Below are 19,691 nucleotides of genomic sequence, written 5' to 3'. Positions count from 1 at the left end.
AGGCTGGCATCTGCAAGCGCAACTACAGCCCCGCCGCATCAATGTCGATCAGCAACAGACGCTCGCCGTTATCGAAAAACTGCCCGGCGGTCAGGCAATACTGGTTGCTGGTGGCGTCGCGATAGGTGTTGGAAAGGGTCAGTCGCCGTTCCTCCCAGCCTTCGGCCAGCAGGTGATAGAAGTAGGGGCGCCACGACCAGTTGTGGCCCAGGTAGCGGTTGTCGGCCACCCAGCCGCTCTGTCGCCATTCCAGGTTCGGCGTCAGCTGAGTGCCGTGACGGTCGCATTGGTAAAAGCGCAGCAGCCAGGGGAACGCGTCGAGCTGTGGCAGTGCACTGAGCGGAGCGCGGGCCTGGGCCCAGGTTTGCAGGATGGTCATGAGTTCGCTGAGCTGCTGGCGCATGAACATCAGTTTGCTGCGCTCGGCCAGCTTCTGACGCACGTAAGACTGGCGCAGCTCGGCAAAGCGCTCCACGAAGTCATTGGTACCGAAAAGCGCCTCCTGCGCCCGGGCGAACAGAAATCCCTGCACGTAACGCGATCCGCACTCCAGCGCAAAATTCAGTTGCGCTGCGGTTTCCACGCCTTCTGCGATGATCCAGCAGCCGGTCTTTTCGGCCATTTGCGCGAGGGCCTTGACCACGTCACTGCTCGGTCCGCCAAGTGCGGCGGCCTGGAACAGGCGCATGTCGAGTTTGAGAATGTCCGGTTGCAGCGCCAGCACGCGATCAAGCTGTGAATACCCCGCGCCGAAATCATCGATGGCAATCCGGGCGCCGGCATCGCGATAGCGCGCCACGACTTCGGTCAGGCGCTGGCTGTTGCCGCCGAGTTCGGTGATTTCGAAAACGATCCGTTGCGGGTCAATACCGTGCCGCGCGAGTTGCTTCAGGCTGGGCAGTGCTTGGTCGGCACGCAAGCGGCTGATCCAGCGCGGTGACATGTTCAGGCTGAGAAACCAGTCCGGCGGCGCCTCGTGCAGTCGACTCAGCGCGTTGTCGCGAATCTGCCGGTCCATTCGGCGCAGCGCGATGGCCGGGGTGCGCGGGTCGGCGAACAGCGGTCCGACCGATGCCAGTTGGCCATCGGCCTGGCGCAGACGACCCAGTGCCTCGACGCCTGCAATGCGTCCGGTGGCGGTATCGATGAAAGGTTGAAAGCAGGCGAGCGGTTGCCCGTCGATCACGGGGCCTCCTTGTCGTTCTTGTTCTGGTCAGATTTTGCCGGCCGGATAGGCAAGCGGGATTGAATCTCCGGATAAGAGATTCAATCCCGCCGGTGTTGCAAGAATGCAGCCAGATGCGAGGGTTCAGCGCTTGCTCGAGTTCTGCATGACCAGCTTGATCAGCGGAGCCAGGCTTGTGCCCAGGCGGATCAGTCGGGTCAAACCGCCGACGCCACCGCTTTTGGCCCCTTTACCCGTGATGAAACCCAGCAGCGTCACAACCGCCACGCCCCACAACGGCGCGTGCTTGATGCCGAAACCGCCCTGCAGGTTTTGCGTCATGCCGCGCATGCGTTGCAGAGGTTGCAGGACCTGGCCGGTTTCGTGCCGGATTTCCTGACGATGCATTTCCATGCGCAAACGGATCAGTGCCTTGCGCATTTCCCGGCGTGAGCTGTTGTGCGGAAGTTCAGGCAGGCTCATGGCAGCAGGCGCTCCCGGTCATTGGCCAGTTCTTCCAGCGTGCCGTGGAAGGGCGAGGATTCATCGAAGATCGCGGCCTTGAGACGCAGCGCGCAAAAGATTGCTGCCAAGGTGTAGAACACGCACAGACCAATGATTGCGGCCAGGCGATACGTGTCCCAGAACACGATCAGTACGAGGGTCGACAGGCCGACCAGCAACAGCAGCGCAAACACCAGCGCCAGACCGGCGAACAGCAACAGGCTGACGGTGCGTGATTTCTGTTCCTGCAGTTCGATGCCGAACAGTTCGACGTGGCTGTGCAGCAGACCGAGAACGGCAGCCCCCAGGCGACGCGTGGAAGAGGCGGTGCCCGCATTCGGGCCGGATTCACCGATCGACATGATCAGCGCCGCGTGGCCAGCAGGCCGATCAGAAAGCCGACGCCGGCGGCGATGCCCACCGATTGCCAAGGGTTGGCCGACACGTAATCCTCGGTGGCGGTGACCGCCGCCTGACCGCGCTCGCGTAGGGTTTCTTCGGTCAGCTTCAGGGTTTCCCGCGCGCGAAGCAGGCTTTCGTGGATCTGTTCGCGCAGCTCGTCAGCCTGATCACCGGCCAGCGTGGCGGTGTGTTCCAGCAACCGCTCAGTGTCGCTGACCAGAGTCTGGAAGTCGTTCATCAGGATTTCTTGAGCAGTCTTTGCCTTGATGCTGGCCATGGGGGATCTCCGTAAGTGGCGTTCTGAAGCGGTGTTCTGAAGCGTTCGAGTATGAGCCAAGTGTGAAGGTTCAGTGCAAATGGCTGGTACAACTTTTGCTGTGTCGTGGTGCGTCGATCGGTGGCAGTGCGCTGTTGCCGGGCGCGAAGCCGGGCAGAGCAAGGCCCGGATGATGAAGGTTCATGTCAGCCCATCGACCTTGTGCGCCAAAGCGGTTCACCGAACCACCGGATCAGTGATCGTGCAGTCGCAACTTGGTGCATGAAATGCGCGCATGAACCGATTTGGTGCCTTTTTCTGCCTTGGGTCTGCCTCCTCATGGAAAATCTGCAAAGCGCTGTGGACACGCTGGTTCACAGTTCCAACACGTTGTTCATTCTGATCGGTGCGGTCATGGTACTGGCCATGCACGCCGGTTTCGCGTTTCTGGAGGTCGGAACGGTTCGCCAGAAAAACCAGGTCAACGCCCTGTCGAAAATTCTCAGCGACTTTGCGGTGTCGACCCTGGCCTATTTCTTTATAGGCTACTGGCTTTCGTACGGGGTGACCTTCCTGCAGCCGGCGGCGGTGCTCAGTGCTGATCATGGTTATGGGCTGGTGAAGTTTTTCTTCCTGCTGACCTTTGCGGCGGCGATCCCGGCAATCATCTCCGGCGGTATCGCGGAACGGGCGCGGTTTGTGCCGCAACTGTGCGCCACGGCGCTGATCGTAGCGTTCATCTACCCGTTTTTCGAAGGCATGATCTGGAACGGCAACTACGGTCTGCAAGCCTGGCTGACCGCGCAGTTCGGTGCCCCTTTCCATGACTTCGCGGGTTCGGTGGTAGTGCATGCCATGGGCGGCTGGCTGGCGCTGGCGGCGGTGTTGCTGCTCGGGCCGCGCAACGGGCGCTATCGCGATGGCAGGCTGGTGGCGTTCGCGCCGTCGAGCATTCCTTTTCTGGCGTTGGGTTCGTGGATCCTGATCGTCGGCTGGTTTGGCTTCAACGTGATGAGCGCGCAGACCCTGCAAGGGGTCAGCGGACTGGTGGCGGTCAACTCGCTGATGGCCATGGTCGGCGGCACGGTAGCGGCGCTGATCGTCGGGCGCAACGACCCGGGTTTTCTGCACAATGGCCCGCTTGCCGGGCTGGTGGCGGTGTGTGCCGGTTCCGACCTGATGCATCCGGTCGGCGCTCTGGTGACCGGCGCGATTGCCGGCGCCCTGTTTGTCTGGTGCTTCACGGCGGCGCAGGTCAAATGGCGCATCGACGATGTGCTGGGTGTCTGGCCGTTGCACGGTCTGTGTGGTGTGTGGGGCGGCATTGCCTGCGGGATCTTCGGCTCGACCGCGTTGGGCGGACTCGGCGGCGTCAGCCTGATCAGTCAGTTGATTGGCACCGCCCTCGGTGTGGCGGTGGCGCTGATCGGCGGCTTCGCCGTCTACGGTTCGATCAAGGCATTGCATGGTCTGCGCCTGAGTCAGGAACAGGAGTACTACGGCGCCGACCTGTCGCTGCACAAGATCGGCGCGGTGAGCCAGGACTAGGTCTCTTCATCGTCGGTTCCGGGGTAAAAGCCGTGAAGCAGGCGATAACGATCGATGCGCACCTGATCGACTTTCTCCTGCACCCGGTGTGCAGGAAACCCCAGCAGGATCAGGGCATGGGAGCCGAGCATCAGGCTCGACTCCAGCAGTTCCGGCACCACTTCGCTGGCGCCGGCTGCCTTCAGCTCTGCCGACTGGCTGTCGTCCCGGGTGCGCACCAGAATCGGCACCGTCGGGTTGAGACGTCTGGCCTCCTTGAGAACCCGCAAGGCCACATCGGCCTGATCCACGGCAATCACCAGCAACCTGGCGCGCAGCAAACCGACGGCGGTGAGCAGATCCCCGCGGGTTGAATCGCCGTAGTGGACGTCGCGTTCGGCGGTGGCGGCTTCCTGAATCCGCACCGGATCGTTGTCCAGCGCGACGTAGGATTGCCCGGCATTGCGCATGAAGCGTCCGATCGACTGACCGACACGGCCGTAGCCACAGATCACCACATGCCCGTCGAACCCGGCATTGAGGGCGCTGATTTCCTCGATCTGCGCTTCCTGATTGGGTTTGCGGTGCAGGGCGGCGGCGATGCGCGGTGCGGCGCGTAACAGCAGGGGCGTCAGCAGCATCGAGCAGAAGGTGGCGGCGAGCAGCAGGGCGCCGATCTCGGCGGGGAGCAACCGGCTCTGCTGCATCTGCGCCATCAGGGCGAAGCAGAATTCACCGCCCTGGGCGAGGGCGAGACCGCTGCGCCAGGCCGTTTCACTGTCGCTGCCGCGCCATTTCACCAATAGCGCCACCACCAGGCCTTTGATCACCAGCAAACCCAGGGTCATCCCGATAATCAGCAGGCTGTGGCTGGCGAACAGTTGCAGGTCGATCAGCATGCCGATGCTGACGAAAAACAGTCCCAGCAGAATGTCGCGAAACGGCCGGATATCGGCCTCGATCTGATGCCGGTAATGGCTCTCGCCCAGCAGCATGCCCGCGAGGAACGCGCCGAGGGCCGGAGACAGGCCCAGTAGGTGGGTCAGCCAGGCCGTCAGCAACACGATCACCAGTGCCAGCAGCACGAACAACTCTGCTGAGCGGGACGCCGCGACTTCCTGAAACAGGCGGGGCAGTAGCCAGCGGCTGGTCAACAACAAACCGAAGAACAGCAAGACGGTCTTCAACAAGGTCAGGGGCAACGCCCAGTACCAGGCCTGATCACTGCTGCCGGCGAACACTGGCACCAGCGTCAGCAGCAACACGGCCACCACGTCCTGGAACAACAGGACACCCACCGCGTTCTGGCCATGGCTGCTGAAGATTTCGCCGAGACTGCCCAGTTCTTTGGTTACGATTGCAGTGGATGACAACGACAGGCCAGCGCCCAGCAGCAAGGCCGGTGTAGCAGGCATGCCCAACAGCATCAGCACGCCTCCCAGCAGGAATGTGGTGATCAGCACCTGCTGGCTGCCCAGTCGGAAAACCACCTGGCGCAGGGCAATCATTTTCGACAGGGAGAACTCCAGCCCCAGGGAAAACAGCAGAAACACCACGCCCAATTCGGCAAGATCCGGCAGATGTTCGCTTTCATTGATCCAGTCGAATGCCTTCGGCCCGACCATCAAGCCCACGCACAGGTAGCCCAGCACAGGCGGCAGGCGCAGGCGACGGAACAGGGCAATCATCACCAGGGACGACGCCAGAATGATCAGCAGATTGGCAAACACAAGGCACTCCGGGACAGGTCAGGCTCTTCAAGCGTAGAGGTAAAAAACACCGGAGCATCGCGTAAATGGCGATTTTGTGGGCTGATTTACATCAGGGTTTTACAAGGGACGGGATCGAACCCGGTGGGTGGGTCGACGGGCTTTGCGGGCAGGCCTAGAATGATCACTCGATTTTTGGGGTTGAGCGCACATGCTTCCTGAATGCCAGTTGTTCGGCACCCTGGGGTGCCATTTGTGTGAAGTCGCGGAGGCCGAACTGATGCCTTTTGTCGAGCATGGTCTGCTGGTGGAGCTGGTGGATATTGCTGACGATGAATCATGGTTCGAGGCTTACAGCCTGCGGATTCCGGTCTTGCGCAGGGTCGATACCGGCGCGGAACTGGGGTGGCCGTTCAGCGCCGATCAGGTGGTGGCATTCCTGCGTTAATGACTTTTTCTCGTTTGCGTTGATGGCGTTCGTCACCTTCGCTAATCACGGCTTGGCACTTTTCGGGTTATTCGGTTACTGTATGCGCATACAGTAATTGGGTTGGCCTGCCTTGCCGTTTTCGGGCATTTGTCAGGGCAAACTGGATGTCAGAGGGAGCCACCGTGGTCAATGTCGAACAGTTGAAAAGCAGCGTGAACGGGATGTCGGTTGACGTAGTGCGCGAGGCCGTCCACGAATTGCGCCTGGACGGTCTGGTCACGGAAGGCAAGACTCCCTTCAACAAGCTGCATTTCAACACCTGCTTTGCCGAGATCGAGGCGTTGTTCCAGCGCGCCGGCTATCACAAGCAACTGGATGTGGTCGGTTATCAGGGGCTTTTGTACGCTTTGTATGACCCAGGTCGCTGGGAAGCCGTTGATGTACTTCGCTGGCTGAAGGAATTCACCGAGGCAGCAGCGCTCAAATCGATCCCCGCCTGATTCCGCGCTAGGTCTGCTGCGTCCGGTGTTGGATAATGCCGCTCTGCTTTGAAGGTTAGAGTTTTCGTATGTCCAGCACATCAACGTTTTCCGCCGCACAGAATCAGGCCAGCACGCTGTATCTGCCCCCCGGTAGCTGGCGGACAGTGCTCGACTGCCTGTGTGAGCATTTCAATGCCATCGGGCGCGATCAATGGCTGGATCGGATCGCCCGGGGCCGGGTGCTCGACGGTCAGGGTCAGCCGATTGCGTTGGACTTGCCCTACAAGGAAGGGCTGCGCATTCACTATTTCCGTGAAGTGCCGGATGAAAAGCCGATCCCGGTGGTCGAGTCGATCCTGTATGCGGATGACCATCTGGTGGTGGCGGACAAGCCGCATTTCCTGCCGGTGACCCCGGCAGGCGAGTACGTGGAACAGACGTTGCTTCGCCGATTGATCCGGCGCCTGGACAATCCCCATCTGGTGCCGCTGCACCGGATTGACCGGCACACGGCCGGGCTGGTGATTTTTTCGGCCAACCCACAGACGCGGTCGGCGTATCAGTCACTGTTCCCGACTCGGCAGATCGAAAAACGCTATGAAGCCATTGCGGCCGCGCTGCCCGAGTTGGACTTTCCGTTGGTGCACAAGAGTCGCATGGTCGACGGCGAACCGTTTTTCCGCATGCAGGAAGGGCCGGGTGTGAGTAACACTGAAACGGCGGTGGAGGTTCGTGAAAAGAACGGCGAACTCTGGCGCTACGGCCTGTACCCGGTAACTGGCAAGAAGCATCAGCTACGGGTGCACATGACGGCGCTGGGGGCGAGCATCTGCAATGATCCGTTCTACCCTGAAGTGCTCAAAGACGTTGAAGATGACTACGCCAATCCGCTCAAACTGCTGGCGCAGGGATTGCGATTCATCGATCCGGTCACGGGGCAGGTGCGCGAATTTGAAAGCCGAATCACGCTGGACTGGTGATTCCGGGTATCGACCCTTTTCTGCCAGACACGAAAAAGCCCGCATATTGCGGGCTTTTCTGTATCCGCTGTCGAACTGAAGACTTACAGCTCTTTGACTGTGCGGACCTGATCCTTGTTGATGCGAGTGTGCTTGCCGTCCAGTTGTTCGAACTCGTAGAAGCCCGAATCTTCATCATACTTAGGGGCGTCGACAGCCTGGATTTCGCGACCGTCATTCAAGGTGATCACTGTTGGCGAAGCGCAACCGGCGAGGGTGGCGAGGCCCAGTGCGAGCATGAAAGTGGCGAGGGTCCGTTGAGTCATGAGTGTGTCTCCGAAGGGAAATTCTTTTGGTTACTGAGCTTGAGACGTATACAAGGCGTGCAAGTTCCTTGAATGCTGTCAGTCTGACACAGTGTTGTGCGAACTCAACAGTTCAGGGGTGTTGAGATTGGCCAGGCGTGGATCGTTGTCAGGGCAAACCAGGGCCTGGGCATCAAGATTGCGCATCACTCGGCCGGGGCTGCGTTCTCCTGCGCTCCAGGCGTTTTCGAATGCCGGCAGGAGTGCCACCGGGATCACGCAAAGTAGCGGTTCCCAGTGATCGTCATGGCGCAACATTAAAGGTTTTTCAGAATTCAGACTGGCCGCCTCGCGCATGCTGTGCAGAAGCGCAATATCGATGCGCGGAACATCACAGGGCAGAACCAGCAGGTGGGTGTGGCGCGCGGCTTTCAAGCCGGCGCGTATACCGGCCAATGGTCCGGGAAAGTCCTCCTCGTCATCGCTTACCAATTGGTCGGCGAACGGCGCATAGCGTTCACGATTGCGGTTGCAGGAGATGATCAGGTCATCCGTCAACGGCCGAACCTTGCGATGCAGATGTGCGATCAGTGGTTCACCGTGCCATTCCACAAGTCCCTTGTCCTGGCCGCCCATCCGCTGGCCGCGTCCACCTGCCAGCAACAGAATGGAGCAGGGTGGTAGTGGCGAGTTCGAAGTCATGGCAGCTCTCTGCAGGGGCGGCGAAAAAAGGGGGCGCTGTGATATAACACCGGGCTGTTTCTTCTACAACTGGACGAGCCTATGAAAGCCAAGGCTGATGTACCTTTCGTGCCGCTTAATATCGCGGTGTTGACGGTCAGCGATACCCGAACCCTGGAAACCGATACCTCCGGCCAGGTCTTCGTCGACCGGCTGACGGCCGCCGGCCATTATCTGGCGCAGCGAGTGCTGCTCAAAGATGACCTGTACAAGATCCGTGCGCAAGTCGCCCACTGGATTGCCGAAGACGTCGTGCAAGTCGTGCTGATCACCGGAGGCACCGGTTTTACTGGCCGTGACAGCACTCCGGAAGCGGTCGCTTGCCTGCTGGACAAACAGGTCGATGGCTTTGGTGAGCTGTTCCGCCAGATCTCGGTGGCCGACATCGGCACCTCCACCGTGCAATCCCGGGCTTTGGCGGGACTGGCCAATGGCACGCTGGTCTGCTGCCTGCCAGGTTCGACCAACGCAGTGCGCACCGGTTGGGATGGCATCCTCGCCGAGCAACTGGACTCACGCCACCGCCCGTGCAATTTCGTCACTCATTTGAAACAGGCGGCGCCTTGTGAATCCCGTGGGTAAGCCGGGCAAGACCGGCAGCCTGATGCCCGTCGAAGAGGCATTCGCGCGATTGCTGGAAATGGCCGAGAGCTCGCGGATTGTCGAGAGTGAGTTTTTGCCACTGGCGCATGTTCAGGGGCGGGTGCTGGCGCAGGATCTGATTTCGACACTGGATCTGCCGCCGTGGCCGAACAGCGCCATGGACGGTTACGCGTTGAATCTGGCCGACTGGACCGGCGAACCGTTGCCGGTCAGTCAGAAGATCTTCGCCGGACAGGCGCCCAAGCCTTTGGAACCAGGCACCTGTGCGCGGATCTTTACCGGCGCGCCGGTGCCTGCCGGTGCCGACTGTGTCGAGATGCAGGAAAACGCCGAGATTCATGCCGACGAACGTGTGAGTTTCATCGAGACGATGGTGACCGGGCAAAACATTCGCCCGCGAGGCCAGGAAACGACTGTTGGCGAGCTGGTCTTGCCTGCCGGAACCCGGCTCGGTCCGATCGAGCAGGGGTTGGCCGCGTCACTGGGTTGCGCTGGGCTCCAGGTGATTCGCCAGGTCCGTGTGGCGGTGCTGTCCACGGGGGACGAGTTGGTCGAGCCGGGCACGACACTGGGGCCGGGACAGATCTACAACAGTAACCGGGTGTTGTTGTGCAGCTGGTTGCAGCGCCTGGGATGTGAAGTGGTGGATGCCGGTATTCTTCCTGATGACTTGCCCACCACCCGTACGCGACTTGGGGAGCTCCAGGATGTAGACCTGATCCTGTCGACCGGTGGCGTATCGGTAGGGGAAGCGGATTTCCTCGGAATCGCATTGAGGGAAGAGGGCGAACTGACACTCTGGAAGCTGGCGATCAAACCCGGCAAGCCGCTGACGGTCGGGCATTTTCGCGGTGTCCCGGTGATTGGGTTACCGGGTAATCCGGCCTCGACACTGGTGACCTTTGCTTTGTTGACCCGACCTTATCTGTTGCGTCGCCAGGGCGTGCAGGATGTCGAGCCGCTGAAGTTTTCGGTGCCCGCAGGATTTGTCTGGCCTCAGGCCGGTAACCGCCGTGAATTTCTGCGCGGACGTCTGGAGCAGGGGCAAGCGATTATCTACCGCAACCAGAGTTCGGGCGTTCTGCGCAGCGCTGCCTGGGCCGAGGGTCTGGTGGAGGTGCAGGAAGGCCGAGTCCTGGCCAAGGGTGACCAGGTGCCATTCATTCCACTCAGCGAGCTTCTCGGTTGATTGCAGGCATTTGAAAGGCAGGCATCGTCGCAAAACGATGCGTGCCTTTCAGCCGTTCAACGGCTGAGCAGTGTGACGAGCTGATCGAACCGGCTGTTGGCAATCCAGCCCAACAGTCCGAGCACCATCGCTGTCGCGCCTGCCGAATAGGCAAGACGATGTTTGATGGCTTTGACGTCTCCTCTGACTTCGTCCATGTCACGTCGAATGTACTTGAGGTGAGTTTCCAGCTCGGTGACGCGCGGTTCCATTTCGTTTTCTCCAGTACTTCTGGCGCTGCATTTGAATTCGTCTTTAAGACTGGCGCGACTTTCGGAGAGAGAGGCAACCGGACTCACGGATAATCTTGCTTCATGGCTTTGCATGGAAACACCCGCCTGATGCGATGGGGTTCTGTCGGCAAATGCCGGAATGCAAATTTTCGTAAGACCTGAAACTGTATGCACTCATTACATGCACATCCTTGTGTAATTGAATTGAAGATTGCTGACGCCGACACACGTTGTACCAAGGACCGGGCTGGGTCAATTGAGCCGATTCCTTACGTTCTGTACGAAAATGTACCGGCATGTAGGACGATCAGTGTGAGCCTCAGGAATTAATCAGAAGGCGTGTGACTTTTTTACCTGCGTTGGTGGTCAAGATGTCCCGTACTGATTCAATTCCGGGAGTAACAGCAATGAGTGAACGCAAGGCATTGTTGATTCTGCATGGCAAGCAGGCACTCAACGAGGCGGTTCGTGCCGCTGTCGAGAACAAACGCAAGCAGGGCTGGGAACTGGCTGTGCGCCTGACCTGGGAGGCCGGCGATGCCCAGCGACTGGTGGAGGAGGCGCTGGCGGCGGGATACAGTCAGATCATTGCCGGTGGCGGAGATGGCACCCTGCGCGATATCGCCGAAGCAATGGCGGCGCAGCCGGGCAAGGCCAGCCTGGTGCTGTTGCCGCTGGGAACCGCCAACGATTTTTGCCGCGCGGCGGCCATTCCGCTGGAGCCGGCCGAGGCGCTCGAATTGCTTGAGGCACCCGCCCATGACATTGATCTGGGCGAGGTCGGCGGGCAGATTTTCCTGAACATGGCCACCGGCGGGTTCGGCAGCCAGGTGACCGCCAACACGTCGGAAGATCTGAAAAAAGTGCTGGGCGGCGCGGCCTATCTGTTCACCGGTTTATCGCGGTTCAGTGAGTTGCATGCCGCTTATGGCGAATTGCAGGGTCCGGATTTTCACTGGCGTGGCGAGCTGCTGGCGCTGGGGATCGGCAACGGTCGTCAGGCGGGCGGCGGGCATGTGTTGTGCCCGGAAGCGTTGGTGGACGACGGTCTTCTGGATATCAGCATTCTGCCAGCGCCACAGGAGCTGGTCGGCACGCTGAAAAATCTGCTCAGCGACGGATTTGGCATCGATAACATGTTCGTGCGTACCCGTTTGCCGTGGGTTGAAATCAAGGTTGCCGAAGGGCTTTGCATCAATCTCGACGGTGAGCCGCTGGAGGGCGACAGCCTGCGGTTTGCGGCGCGCCCGGGGGCGTTGCGTTTGCATTTGCCCAAGGACTCGCCGCTGTTGGGCGCAACGCCCCGGGTCAGTCGTCCAGACTGATGATCTGTTCTCGCACGGCGAACAGCACCAGGCCCGCCACATCGTAGATCTGCAGGCGTTTCATGATCTGCGACCGGTGGGTTTCGACCGTCTTGATGCTCAAGCCCAGGCCATTGGCGATTTCTCGCGTGGACTTGCCGCGCACGATCAAACGCAGGATTTCCAGCTGGCGTGCCGTCAGGTTGTGCGACTCGGCGACTTCCGGCTGCTGCTTCAGATTGCGGGTCAGCGCCTGATTGATCACGGTATGGGCGATGGCAGGACTCAGGTAGCGCTCGTTGTTGCGCAGTGCTTCCAGTGCATGTTCGAGCTCGGTGGCCGTGGTGTCCTTGAGCAGGTAACCGTGCGCACCGGACTCCAGCGCCTGCATGATGAGCGCGGGGTCGGTGTGCATCGACAGGATCAGCACTTTGGCGTGCGGGCGTACCCGTCTGAGCCGCTGCAAGGCTTCCAGGCCGCCGGTTTCCTTCATGGAAATGTCCAGCAATACGATATCGGGAGACAGCAGCTCGACCATCTCGAGCAGCTGCGAGCCATCATTGGCCTCGCCGATGACCGCATAACCGGGAATATCCAGCACCAGGGCGCGCACGCCGGCCCTGATCAGCGAGTGGTCATCCACCAGAAGTAAGTTACAAGTCAACGCATAACCTTATTCGTACTGGCCCGCTCGAGTGCACGGGGCGCCCAGGGGAATAGTGCTTCGATTTGAGTACCTTTGCCCGGCTCGCTGGTCACGCTCAGTGTGCCGCCCAGTTGCTCGATCCGTTCGGCCATCCCGGCCATGCCCCGCTGTCCTTCGCGACCCGGATTCGCTGCCGGGGAAAAGCCCAGGCCATCATCGCTGATCAGCAGGGTCAGGCCCTGCGGCAGGCGTTGCACGCGGATCAACAGGTTTTTGGCCTGCGCATGGCGAAGGATGTTGGTCACCGCTTCCTGAGTGATACGAAAGGCGGCCACGGCCATTTCTTCGGGGATTCCGTTCAGGCGCTGCTGGCAGTCCAGACTCCAGTGCACCGAAGTATTGGCCAGTACCTTGAGCAGGTGCGCACGCAAGCTCGCTTCCAGACCAAGGCTGGTCAGTTGCCGCGGGTTGAGAATGGCCGAAACGTCGCGAACCTTGTTAAGGGTTTCTTCGAGCGTCTCGCAAAGTACTGAACAGTGTTCCTGCATGTCCGCGGGCAAGCGACGCTTGAGCCATTCGCTTTGCAGCTTGGCGGCGGTCAGCAGTTGGCCGATATCGTCATGCAGTTCACGGCTCAGGCGATGGCGCTCGTTTTCCTGGACTTCCAGCAAACGGTCGGCGAGTTCCTGAGGCTGGAACTTGATGGATTTGCGCGACAGACGATGTTGGGTCCAGACGCAACCGGCAGCCGCCACGTTGATCAGCAGCAGGCCGAGCGACAACGGCGCAGAGATGCCATAGCTCAACAGACTGCCCAAGGCCGAAGCCGTGCACAGCAGGAGTGTGAACCTGCGGGCATTTTCTCGGGAGGGAGGCCATGTGGTGATTGACTTGAGGCTGGCGTACATAGCGGATGGAGCCAATGGATGTTCGCTGCGGGCAGACCGGTCAGAAGGGCTGGCGGTCTCTGTCTGGAAAACTGTCATTCAGGTTGTTGATTTCAAAACGGTTCAGTGATCGATAATTGAGCGCCAACTTCGGTGGAGACTGCTCATAGAAGTCACAATGCCATTAACTGAAACAACTAACGGGCGGCATAATACCACTTAACATACCGTTGGTCGCGTTTGCGCTATATGTCCAAAGAGTCAGGAAACAGGCCATGTTGGACGAGGGTTCCATAATGGAAAAGTTGAAGTACCCGACTCGATAATTATCGATGCACCACAAGTTTTCTTTTACACAGGAAAACCCTGACATCCGCAGAGGATAGTCTGCATTCATCGCACGTAATTATTTATTGGGAGGTGTCGCAGGCAGGCATGAACTATTCAATTGCGACATTCGACGGCGAGAACTGACGGGCCCGAACAGCCCACTGTATGCTCGGTTACGCTTGGCGCTCCGTCCAGGAGACGAGGGACATCGGCTTGCCATTGAGCGGCATTTGAAAGTGAGTCTGTCCGACCTGGCAGGCAAAGGCTTCAATCAGCGACGCCTGCTCGCTTTCATCGAGGCCCAATTGGCCGGTGCTTGGGTCAACCAGCTCCAGTTGCCAGGCCATCAGGGTGAAGCAGTCTTTCAGTGCTTCCAGGGCCTGCGCATGCAAATCCACGTGATCCTGAACCTGGGTGAGCAGGCCATGCAGGTGCAGGGAGAATTCGGACACCGCCCCCAGCGCCAGGGCATCGGCCTTGTTCGCCAGCTTGAGGAGGGTGCTGAGCATGCAGTCGATGGCGTCCTTGTCATTGCTGATCAGCTGCAAGTGGCTGAGGCATTCTTCAGACTTGGCCAGGAGCGTTTCAGCCTCGACAAGAAATTCGGGGAACCGCTGCGCCCAGTCACTACGGTCGTTCGGCATGCTTATCTCCACCACGTCATGTCTGATGAGGGAATGCCGTGTGTGTCGACGATCATGAACCGTCGCGAGACCGCGCCCCGGTGTGCATTGGCACAGACCTGGGGTTTCAAGAGGATGTGTTTCCACTGAATTGCGATCGCACACAATAGCCTGACTCCGTTCATGCAATGAGAATGGCGTCACATTAATGGCTATTGGATATCGCGAATATCAGGTTGGGCCTGATTGTTACTAGGGGATTCCCTTAGGCACGGGAACCTGTCGCGCAAATCGAGGTCGCGCGGAAGAGAATGTAGCAGATGATTTCACCGGGCCAGTAAAGCATGATGTTAATGTGACATCAATGCCTGCTCATGGCATTTTGTTGGTGATTTGTGACGGGATCAAGATCCGTCAGATTCAGCCGATAACCCCCAATAGTGAATTCATCAGAACAAGCCCAGGAGTCATTGATGGCCGGCATTCTCGACACGGTAGACCAACGCACGCAACTGGTGGGTGAGAATCGCCTGGAAATTCTCATGTTTCGACTGGCCGGACGCCAATTGTTCGCGATCAACGTGTTCAAGGTGCAGGAAGTCCTGCAGTTGCCGAAACTGACCCTGATGCCCCAGCGTCACCCGTTTGTCTGTGGCGTGGTCAATCTGCGTGGGCAGACGCTGCCGGTGATCGACCTGTCCCAGGCGATCGGCATGCGCCCGTTGGTACCAGGTCCGAACAGCACGATCATCGTTACCGAATACAACCGTTCGGTGCAGGCGTTCCTCGTCGGTGGCGTGGACCGCATCGTCAACATGAACTGGGAAGCCATCCTGCCGCCGCCGACCAGCGCCGGTCGCCAGCATTACCTGACGGCCATCAGCAAGGTCGACGATCAACTGGTGGAAATCATCGACGTCGAGAAAGTCCTCGCCGAAATCGTGCCGTACAACGCCAAGGTTTCGCGCGACAAACTGGACGATCCGGTGCTCGAACGCGCCCGTGGCCGTGAAGTGTTGCTGGTGGACGACTCCAACGTGGCGCTCTCGCAATTGCGTGACACCCTAGGCCAGTTGGGCGTGAAGATGCACATCGCCAGCGACGGCCTGAAAGCCCTGAACATGCTCAAGGCCTGGGCGGACACCGGGGTGAACATGACCGACAAGCTGCTGATGATCTTTACCGACGCTGAAATGCCGGAAATGGATGGCTACCGGCTGACCACCGAAATCCGCAACGACCCGCGCCTGCGTGGCCTGTATGTGGTGCTGCACACCTCGCTGTCCGGCAGTTTCAACGACTCGATGGTGAAGAAGGTCGGCTGCGACAACTTCCTCTCCAAGTTCCAGCCGGACAAGCTGGTCGATGTGGTGCGCCAGCGTCTGATGCTCGACGAAGTGCCGGCCTGATCAACGTGTCGAGGCTGACCCTGCGTCAGCCTTTGATTCGCTGACAAAGCTCGTATAGGGTGGCGTTTTTGACCCACCAGGGAGCTGGCCATGCTGCGTCTGAGCGCGCTTTATCGTTACCCGTTGAAATCCGCCAAGGGCGAGGTCCTGCAAGGGATCGGCCTGGACAAACTGGGGCTTGAGGGCGACCGACGCTGGATGCTGGTGGACGAGGCCAGCGGGCGATTCCTGACCCAGCGTGCCGAAGCGAAGATGAGCCAGTTGTCGGCATTGTGGAATGCCAGCGGCGGTCTGACGCTCAGCGCGCCGGGGCATTCGGCAATCGATGTCGCCCTGCCCGGCAGCGACGATGACCTGCGCGGCGTAACCATCTGGCGTGACACCCTGCGTGTGCCGGATGCCGGTGAAGAGGCGGCCCGCTGGGTCAGCGATTTCATCGGCAAGCCGACCCGACTGGTGCAAGTGCCGCTGGATCGTGCCCGGACGACCCAGGCCGGGTACGGCAACGATGACGATCAAGTGGCATTCGCCGATGGTTTCCCGCTGCTGCTGATTGGTGAGGCCTCGCTGCAACACCTGTCGCAGGAAGTCGGGCGTCCGCTGGAAATGCTGCGGTTCCGGCCGAATCTGGTGATCGAAGGCAGTGATGCTTACGCCGAGGATGGCTGGAAGCGGATTCGAATCGGCGATGTCGAGTTCCGCGTGGTCAAGTCCTGCTCGCGGTGCATTCTCACCACGATCGATCCGCAGACAGGTGAGCGCAGCGCTGACCGTGAACCGCTGGCGACCTTGCAGAAGACTCGCGCCCAAGCCGACGGCGCGATGTTTGGCCAGAACCTGGTCAACGACGGCAACGGACGGCTTGAAGTCGGTATGCCGGTGGAAATCCTCGAATAAACGGCCCTGAAACGAAAAATGCCCGTGTCCAAGGACACGGGCATTTTTTATGACCGCAGGAAACCGGGGTTTCAGCTGCGGTATTCGCACAGGTAAGCGGTGTCGACGGCCACTTTCAGCTGGAACTTGCTGTTGGCTGGCACGTTGAACTGGCTGCCGGCGGCGAAGGTTTCCCAGTCGCTGCTGTCCGGCAGTTTGACGGTCAGTGCGCCCGAAACCACGTGCATGATTTCACGCTGGCTGGTGCCGAATTCGTATTCGCCCGGGGCCATGACGCCGATGGTCGCAGGGCCTTCAGCGGTGCCAAAAGCGATCGACTTGACGGTGCCGTCGAAGTACTCGTTGACTTTAAACATGGGCGATTCCTCTCGAAAAGGGCTTAAAAGGGTCAAAAAGGGTCGGCCAGTATGCACAAGGCTCATGGCGCCGTCACCTGCCCTAGAGCGGCAGCACCAACGGCAATAATCGGGCGGTATTGCGCGCATCTTCCAGCGCCCGGTGTTGTTGACCGGTGAATTGCATGCCCGCCAGTTGCAACGCGCCATTGAGGCCCAGTGGCCGTTCGAGGCGTCGGGCCTTGGCAAAGCGCTGTTTGAGGTTCATGTGCGGCACCCGGCTCAGCGCGCTGTCGAGTTGCAGGCGCTGCCATTCCTGAAGCAACTGTTTGCGGTCGTAATCGCCCCAGCTCGCCCAGCCTTCAAGGCGTGTCTGGTGCTGACCGAGCCAGCGCTCGAACGCAGGCCACACTTCACTCAACGGCTGCGCCGCGTCGATGTTGGCCTGGGTGATGTGCGTGAGTTCGCGGCAAAACGGCGTCAGCAAGGGGCGCCGCGTCGGTTTGACGAAGCGCTGGAAGTGATCCTGCTCGCGACCGGCGCGATCAACCAGGGTCGCGCCGATCTCGATGATCTCCATTTCCGTAACCGGCCAGCCACCCTCATCGGTGGTGGCTTCCAGATCTATGACCAGCCAATGGGGCATCGCAGGGTTCCTGATTTCCGCGTCCTGATTATTCAGAGCGTAGTCAAACCTTGCGGATGCGCGCGGCGACTACTCGACCTGCAACAGAACCTGACGATTTTTTACCTGATCGCCGATCTTGACCTGCACCCGCTTGAGCACGCCGTCGATGCCGGCCTTGAGCGGGTGCTCCATTTTCATCGCTTCCAGCACCACCAGCAGCTGGCCCTTGCTGACCGGGCTGCCTTCGCTGACAAGCACATCGATGATGGCGCCATCCATCGGGGCTTTCAACGTGCCGGAACTGACGCTGGTCTGACTGTCGATCACAGCATGAGTTCGATCCACCAGGTGCAGGCTGCCGGGGTGGGTGAACAGCCAGAGCTGGTCGTCGCGCAGGCGATAGGCATGGCGCTGTCGCAGGCCGTCGATTTCCAGTGTCACGGCCCCGACGGTGTGTTCGATGAGTTTGAGTTCGATGACGCGCTCCGCGACCTGCACTGCAAACGTGTTGTCCGGACTGGCGCGCAGTTGCACGTTCCAGTCGCGGGCGTCGAGGCCGATGCGATAAAGCAACGGCGCACCGGCATTGTTGCGCCATCCGGACAAGGGGGCGCGGTGTTGCTGTGCGACAGATTGGTAAAACAGCACCGCCGCCACGGCCAGCTCTTCGGCACTGGGCGAATAGGCGCGAAGGCAGTCGTGATCGGCGAAGAACTGCGGGATGAAGCCAGTGCCGAATTCTCCGCTGATGAACTGCGGATGCTGCAACAGGCTGGCGAGCAATCGCTGATTGCTCTGCACGCCCAGCAACACGCTGTCCTGAACCGCACACAACAGTTTGCGCCGGGCCTCTTCACGGGTCGCGCCGTGGGCGATCAGTTTGCCGAGCATCGGGTCGTAGAACGGTGAGACCGACTGGCCTTCGATCATGCCGTGATCAATTCGCGCACCGCGATTCAGCGCCGGCGCCCAGGCTTCGACACGCCCGGTCTGCGGAAGAAAACCCTGGGCTGGATCTTCGGCGTAGAGGCGTACTTCCATCGCGTGGCCATCGAGTTTGACCTGCGCTTGCGACAGCGGCAGAGGCTGGCCCTCGGCAACCAAAAGCTGCCACGCCACCAGATCCAGCCCAGTGATCAGTTCAGTCACCGGGTGCTCGACCTGCAACCGGGTGTTCATTTCCAGAAAGTAGAACCGGCCATCGGCATCTAGCAAAAACTCCACGGTGCCGGCGCCGACATAGTTCACCGCACGCCCGGCCTTGAGCGCCGCTTCGCCCATTGCCTGGCGCAGTTCTTCGGTCATCACCGGGCAGGGTGCTTCTTCGATGACTTTCTGGTGCCGACGCTGAATCGAACAGTCGCGTTCCCCGAGGTAGATCAGGTTGCCGTGATGATCGCCGAACAGCTGCACTTCGACATGGCGCGGTTCGATCAACGCCTGTTCGAGGATCAGTTCGTCGCTGCCGAAACCGTTCAAGGCTTCGGAGCGCGCCGTGCGCAATTGCGCTGGCAATTCCTCGACGCTGTGCACCAGACGCATGCCGCGCCCGCCACCGCCGGCGCTGGCCTTGATCATCAACGGGTAACCGATGCGCTCGGCTTCGCGGGTCAGCGTCACGTCGTCCTGCTCGGCGCCTTGATAGCCGGCGATGCACGGGACGCCGGCGGCGAGCATGGCGATTTTCGACTGTCGTTTGCTGCCCATCAGTTCGATGGCTTCGACGCTGGGGCCGATGAAGGTCAGGCCGGCCTGTTCGCAGGCGCGGGCGAATTCGGCATTTTCCGAGAGAAAGCCGTAGCCGGGATGGATTGCGTCGGCACCGCTGCGCCGGGCGGCGTCGAGGATCGCCGTGATGTTCAGGTAGGACTGCTGCACCGGCGCCGGGCCGATGTTCACCGCTTGATCGGCCATTTGCACGTGCAGTGCGTCGGCGTCGGCGTCGCTGAACACCGCGACCGTGCGATAGCCAAGCGCCTGGGCGGTGCGCTGGATGCGGCAGGCGATTTCACCGCGGTTGGCGATCAGGATTTTGTGGAGGGCGGGCATGGTGGTTTTCCTGAATGTTGGCGGTGGATTGAAGGGCCT

The 19,691-nt window shown here is 60.1% G+C and carries 23 protein-coding genes; 9 read left to right on the top strand and 14 right to left on the bottom strand.

All coding sequences use genetic code 11. The annotated features are described in order from the left end of the window. Positions 1-22: 22 nt before the first annotated feature. The 4 genes from L6D82_RS13615 to L6D82_RS13600 form a co-directional block, all read right to left on the bottom strand. Positions 23-1,186 (bottom strand): EAL domain-containing protein, encoded by a 1,164-nt coding sequence (locus L6D82_RS13615; RefSeq protein ID WP_085744959.1) that lies wholly within the window; start codon positions 1,184-1,186, stop codon positions 23-25. Between the two features lie 123 nt (positions 1,187-1,309). After that, the gene (locus L6D82_RS13610; RefSeq protein ID WP_236189626.1) at positions 1,310-1,648 is read right to left on the bottom strand and encodes a hypothetical protein; all 339 of its coding nucleotides are present in this window, start codon (positions 1,646-1,648) and stop codon (positions 1,310-1,312) included. Further along, the gene (locus L6D82_RS13605; RefSeq protein WP_085744957.1) at positions 1,645-2,031 is read right to left on the bottom strand and encodes a phage holin family protein; all 387 of its coding nucleotides are present in this window, start codon (positions 2,029-2,031) and stop codon (positions 1,645-1,647) included. The genes L6D82_RS13610 and L6D82_RS13605 overlap by 4 nt, the downstream gene beginning before the upstream one ends. Positions 2,032-2,033: 2 nt before the next feature. Then, complete coding sequence (locus L6D82_RS13600) at positions 2,034-2,348, bottom strand: ElaB/YgaM/YqjD family protein (protein ID WP_085744956.1); 315 nt, start codon at positions 2,346-2,348, stop codon at positions 2,034-2,036. Between the two features lie 318 nt (positions 2,349-2,666). On the opposite strand from L6D82_RS13600, the gene L6D82_RS13595 reads away from it, so the two are divergent. Then, complete coding sequence (locus tag L6D82_RS13595; protein ID WP_085744955.1) at positions 2,667-3,875, top strand: ammonium transporter; 1,209 nt, start codon at positions 2,667-2,669, stop codon at positions 3,873-3,875. On the opposite strand, the gene L6D82_RS13590 is transcribed toward L6D82_RS13595, so the two are convergent. Continuing rightward, positions 3,872-5,584, bottom strand: a complete 1,713-nt coding sequence (locus L6D82_RS13590; RefSeq protein WP_236189624.1) for a cation:proton antiporter — start codon at positions 5,582-5,584, stop codon at positions 3,872-3,874. The genes L6D82_RS13595 and L6D82_RS13590 overlap by 4 nt on opposite strands. A gap of 190 nt (positions 5,585-5,774) precedes the next feature. On the opposite strand from L6D82_RS13590, the gene L6D82_RS13585 reads away from it, so the two are divergent. The 3 genes from L6D82_RS13585 to L6D82_RS13575 all read left to right on the top strand — a co-directional run bounded on the left by L6D82_RS13585 (position 5,775) and on the right by L6D82_RS13575 (position 7,455). After that, positions 5,775-6,011: a glutaredoxin family protein gene (locus tag L6D82_RS13585; protein WP_007955734.1), complete on the top strand. Its 237-nt coding sequence runs from the start codon at positions 5,775-5,777 to the stop codon at positions 6,009-6,011. A 164-nt stretch (positions 6,012-6,175) separates the two neighbouring features. Further along, positions 6,176-6,493, top strand: coding sequence for a hypothetical protein (locus L6D82_RS13580; RefSeq protein WP_064598282.1), 318 nt, complete (start codon positions 6,176-6,178; stop codon positions 6,491-6,493). 68 nt (positions 6,494-6,561) lie between these two features. Continuing rightward, entirely contained in the window at positions 6,562-7,455 is an 894-nt protein-coding gene (locus L6D82_RS13575; RefSeq protein ID WP_102686453.1) for a pseudouridine synthase, read from the top strand. A gap of 83 nt (positions 7,456-7,538) precedes the next feature. Here the strand turns inward: L6D82_RS13575 and L6D82_RS13570 are convergent, their stop codons facing one another. Together L6D82_RS13570 and mobA are read right to left on the bottom strand one after the other, a co-directional pair. Further along, on the bottom strand, positions 7,539-7,760 hold the full coding sequence (locus tag L6D82_RS13570; RefSeq protein ID WP_039770418.1) for a YgdI/YgdR family lipoprotein: 222 nt from the start codon (positions 7,758-7,760) through the stop codon (positions 7,539-7,541). A 78-nt stretch (positions 7,761-7,838) separates the two neighbouring features. Further along, on the bottom strand, positions 7,839-8,441 hold the full coding sequence (gene mobA, locus L6D82_RS13565; RefSeq protein ID WP_085744952.1) for a molybdenum cofactor guanylyltransferase MobA: 603 nt from the start codon (positions 8,439-8,441) through the stop codon (positions 7,839-7,841). Positions 8,442-8,522: 81 nt separating this feature from the next. On the opposite strand from mobA, the gene moaB reads away from it, so the two are divergent. Together moaB and L6D82_RS13555 are read left to right on the top strand one after the other, a co-directional pair. Next, entirely contained in the window at positions 8,523-9,062 is a 540-nt protein-coding gene (moaB, locus tag L6D82_RS13560; RefSeq protein WP_085744951.1) for a molybdenum cofactor biosynthesis protein B, read from the top strand. Beyond that, on the top strand, positions 9,046-10,272 hold the full coding sequence (locus tag L6D82_RS13555) for a molybdopterin molybdotransferase MoeA (protein ID WP_236189623.1): 1,227 nt from the start codon (positions 9,046-9,048) through the stop codon (positions 10,270-10,272). Before moaB ends, L6D82_RS13555 begins: the two co-directional genes overlap by 17 nt. A 56-nt stretch (positions 10,273-10,328) precedes the next feature. On the opposite strand, the gene L6D82_RS13550 is transcribed toward L6D82_RS13555, so the two are convergent. After that, positions 10,329-10,637 carry a hypothetical protein gene (locus L6D82_RS13550; RefSeq protein WP_173892738.1) on the bottom strand — a complete coding sequence of 103 codons (309 nt, stop codon included), beginning with the start codon at positions 10,635-10,637 and terminating at the stop codon, positions 10,329-10,331. Positions 10,638-10,951: 314 nt separating this feature from the next. Between L6D82_RS13550 and yegS the strand changes: the two genes are divergently transcribed. Then, positions 10,952-11,869 carry a lipid kinase YegS gene (yegS, locus tag L6D82_RS13545; RefSeq protein ID WP_236189621.1) on the top strand — a complete coding sequence of 306 codons (918 nt, stop codon included), beginning with the start codon at positions 10,952-10,954 and terminating at the stop codon, positions 11,867-11,869. Here the strand turns inward: yegS and L6D82_RS13540 are convergent. From L6D82_RS13540 to L6D82_RS13530, 3 genes are all read right to left on the bottom strand, one after another. Further along, positions 11,853-12,512, bottom strand: a complete 660-nt coding sequence (locus tag L6D82_RS13540; RefSeq protein ID WP_007955750.1) for a response regulator — start codon at positions 12,510-12,512, stop codon at positions 11,853-11,855. The two genes, yegS and L6D82_RS13540, sit on opposite strands and share 17 nt — an antisense overlap. After that, positions 12,509-13,402, bottom strand: coding sequence for a sensor histidine kinase (locus L6D82_RS13535; protein WP_085744948.1), 894 nt, complete (start codon positions 13,400-13,402; stop codon positions 12,509-12,511). The genes L6D82_RS13540 and L6D82_RS13535 overlap by 4 nt, the downstream gene beginning before the upstream one ends. Positions 13,403-13,884: 482 nt before the next feature. Further along, positions 13,885-14,355, bottom strand: coding sequence for a hypothetical protein (locus L6D82_RS13530; RefSeq protein ID WP_085744947.1), 471 nt, complete (start codon positions 14,353-14,355; stop codon positions 13,885-13,887). Positions 14,356-14,807: 452 nt separating this feature from the next. On the opposite strand from L6D82_RS13530, the gene L6D82_RS13525 reads away from it, so the two are divergent. Next, positions 14,808-15,743 carry a chemotaxis protein CheV gene (locus L6D82_RS13525; RefSeq protein WP_034155209.1) on the top strand — a complete coding sequence of 312 codons (936 nt, stop codon included), beginning with the start codon at positions 14,808-14,810 and terminating at the stop codon, positions 15,741-15,743. 90 nt (positions 15,744-15,833) lie between these two features. After that, positions 15,834-16,640, top strand: coding sequence for an MOSC domain-containing protein (locus tag L6D82_RS13520; protein WP_085744946.1), 807 nt, complete (start codon positions 15,834-15,836; stop codon positions 16,638-16,640). Between the two features lie 71 nt (positions 16,641-16,711). Here L6D82_RS13520 and ppnP read toward each other — a convergent pair whose 3' ends face one another. The 3 genes from ppnP to L6D82_RS13505 form a co-directional block, all read right to left on the bottom strand. Then, positions 16,712-16,996 carry a pyrimidine/purine nucleoside phosphorylase gene (gene ppnP, locus L6D82_RS13515; protein WP_236189604.1) on the bottom strand — a complete coding sequence of 95 codons (285 nt, stop codon included), beginning with the start codon at positions 16,994-16,996 and terminating at the stop codon, positions 16,712-16,714. An 82-nt stretch (positions 16,997-17,078) separates the two neighbouring features. Beyond that, complete coding sequence (locus L6D82_RS13510; RefSeq protein ID WP_011335265.1) at positions 17,079-17,621, bottom strand: 3'-5' exonuclease; 543 nt, start codon at positions 17,619-17,621, stop codon at positions 17,079-17,081. Between the two features lie 69 nt (positions 17,622-17,690). Next, positions 17,691-19,652, bottom strand: coding sequence for an acetyl/propionyl/methylcrotonyl-CoA carboxylase subunit alpha (locus L6D82_RS13505; protein ID WP_236189602.1), 1,962 nt, complete (start codon positions 19,650-19,652; stop codon positions 17,691-17,693). Positions 19,653-19,691: the final 39 nt, after the last annotated feature.

Source organism: Pseudomonas paraglycinae, from assembly GCF_021601625.1.
Taxonomy (GTDB): domain Bacteria; phylum Pseudomonadota; class Gammaproteobacteria; order Pseudomonadales; family Pseudomonadaceae; genus Aquipseudomonas; species Aquipseudomonas paraglycinae.
The sequence above is the reverse complement of the archived record's forward strand: the minus strand, read 5'-3'. Positions and strand labels throughout refer to the sequence as shown.

Bases quoted from the DNA above. Each gene is read 5' to 3' on its own strand.
- L6D82_RS13535 (WP_085744948.1), bottom strand. From the start codon at position 13,402: ATGTACGCCAGCCTCAAGTCAATCACCACATGGCCTCCCTCCCGAGAA.
- mobA (WP_085744952.1), bottom strand. From the start codon at position 8,441: ATGACTTCGAACTCGCCACTACCACCCTGCTCCATTCTGTTGCTGGCA.
- L6D82_RS13575 (WP_102686453.1), top strand. From the start codon at position 6,562: ATGTCCAGCACATCAACGTTTTCCGCCGCACAGAATCAGGCCAGCACG.
- yegS (WP_236189621.1), top strand. From the start codon at position 10,952: ATGAGTGAACGCAAGGCATTGTTGATTCTGCATGGCAAGCAGGCACTC.
- L6D82_RS13525 (WP_034155209.1), top strand. From the start codon at position 14,808: ATGGCCGGCATTCTCGACACGGTAGACCAACGCACGCAACTGGTGGGT.
- L6D82_RS13530 (WP_085744947.1), bottom strand. From the start codon at position 14,355: ATGCCGAACGACCGTAGTGACTGGGCGCAGCGGTTCCCCGAATTTCTT.
- L6D82_RS13570 (WP_039770418.1), bottom strand. From the start codon at position 7,760: ATGACTCAACGGACCCTCGCCACTTTCATGCTCGCACTGGGCCTCGCC.
- L6D82_RS13510 (WP_011335265.1), bottom strand. From the start codon at position 17,621: ATGCCCCATTGGCTGGTCATAGATCTGGAAGCCACCACCGATGAGGGT.
- L6D82_RS13550 (WP_173892738.1), bottom strand. From the start codon at position 10,637: ATGCAAAGCCATGAAGCAAGATTATCCGTGAGTCCGGTTGCCTCTCTC.
- L6D82_RS13585 (WP_007955734.1), top strand. From the start codon at position 5,775: ATGCTTCCTGAATGCCAGTTGTTCGGCACCCTGGGGTGCCATTTGTGT.
- moaB (WP_085744951.1), top strand. From the start codon at position 8,523: ATGAAAGCCAAGGCTGATGTACCTTTCGTGCCGCTTAATATCGCGGTG.
- L6D82_RS13520 (WP_085744946.1), top strand. From the start codon at position 15,834: ATGCTGCGTCTGAGCGCGCTTTATCGTTACCCGTTGAAATCCGCCAAG.
- L6D82_RS13505 (WP_236189602.1), bottom strand. From the start codon at position 19,652: ATGCCCGCCCTCCACAAAATCCTGATCGCCAACCGCGGTGAAATCGCC.
- ppnP (WP_236189604.1), bottom strand. From the start codon at position 16,996: ATGTTTAAAGTCAACGAGTACTTCGACGGCACCGTCAAGTCGATCGCT.
- L6D82_RS13595 (WP_085744955.1), top strand. From the start codon at position 2,667: ATGGAAAATCTGCAAAGCGCTGTGGACACGCTGGTTCACAGTTCCAAC.
- L6D82_RS13610 (WP_236189626.1), bottom strand. From the start codon at position 1,648: ATGAGCCTGCCTGAACTTCCGCACAACAGCTCACGCCGGGAAATGCGC.
- L6D82_RS13600 (WP_085744956.1), bottom strand. From the start codon at position 2,348: ATGGCCAGCATCAAGGCAAAGACTGCTCAAGAAATCCTGATGAACGAC.
- L6D82_RS13605 (WP_085744957.1), bottom strand. From the start codon at position 2,031: ATGTCGATCGGTGAATCCGGCCCGAATGCGGGCACCGCCTCTTCCACG.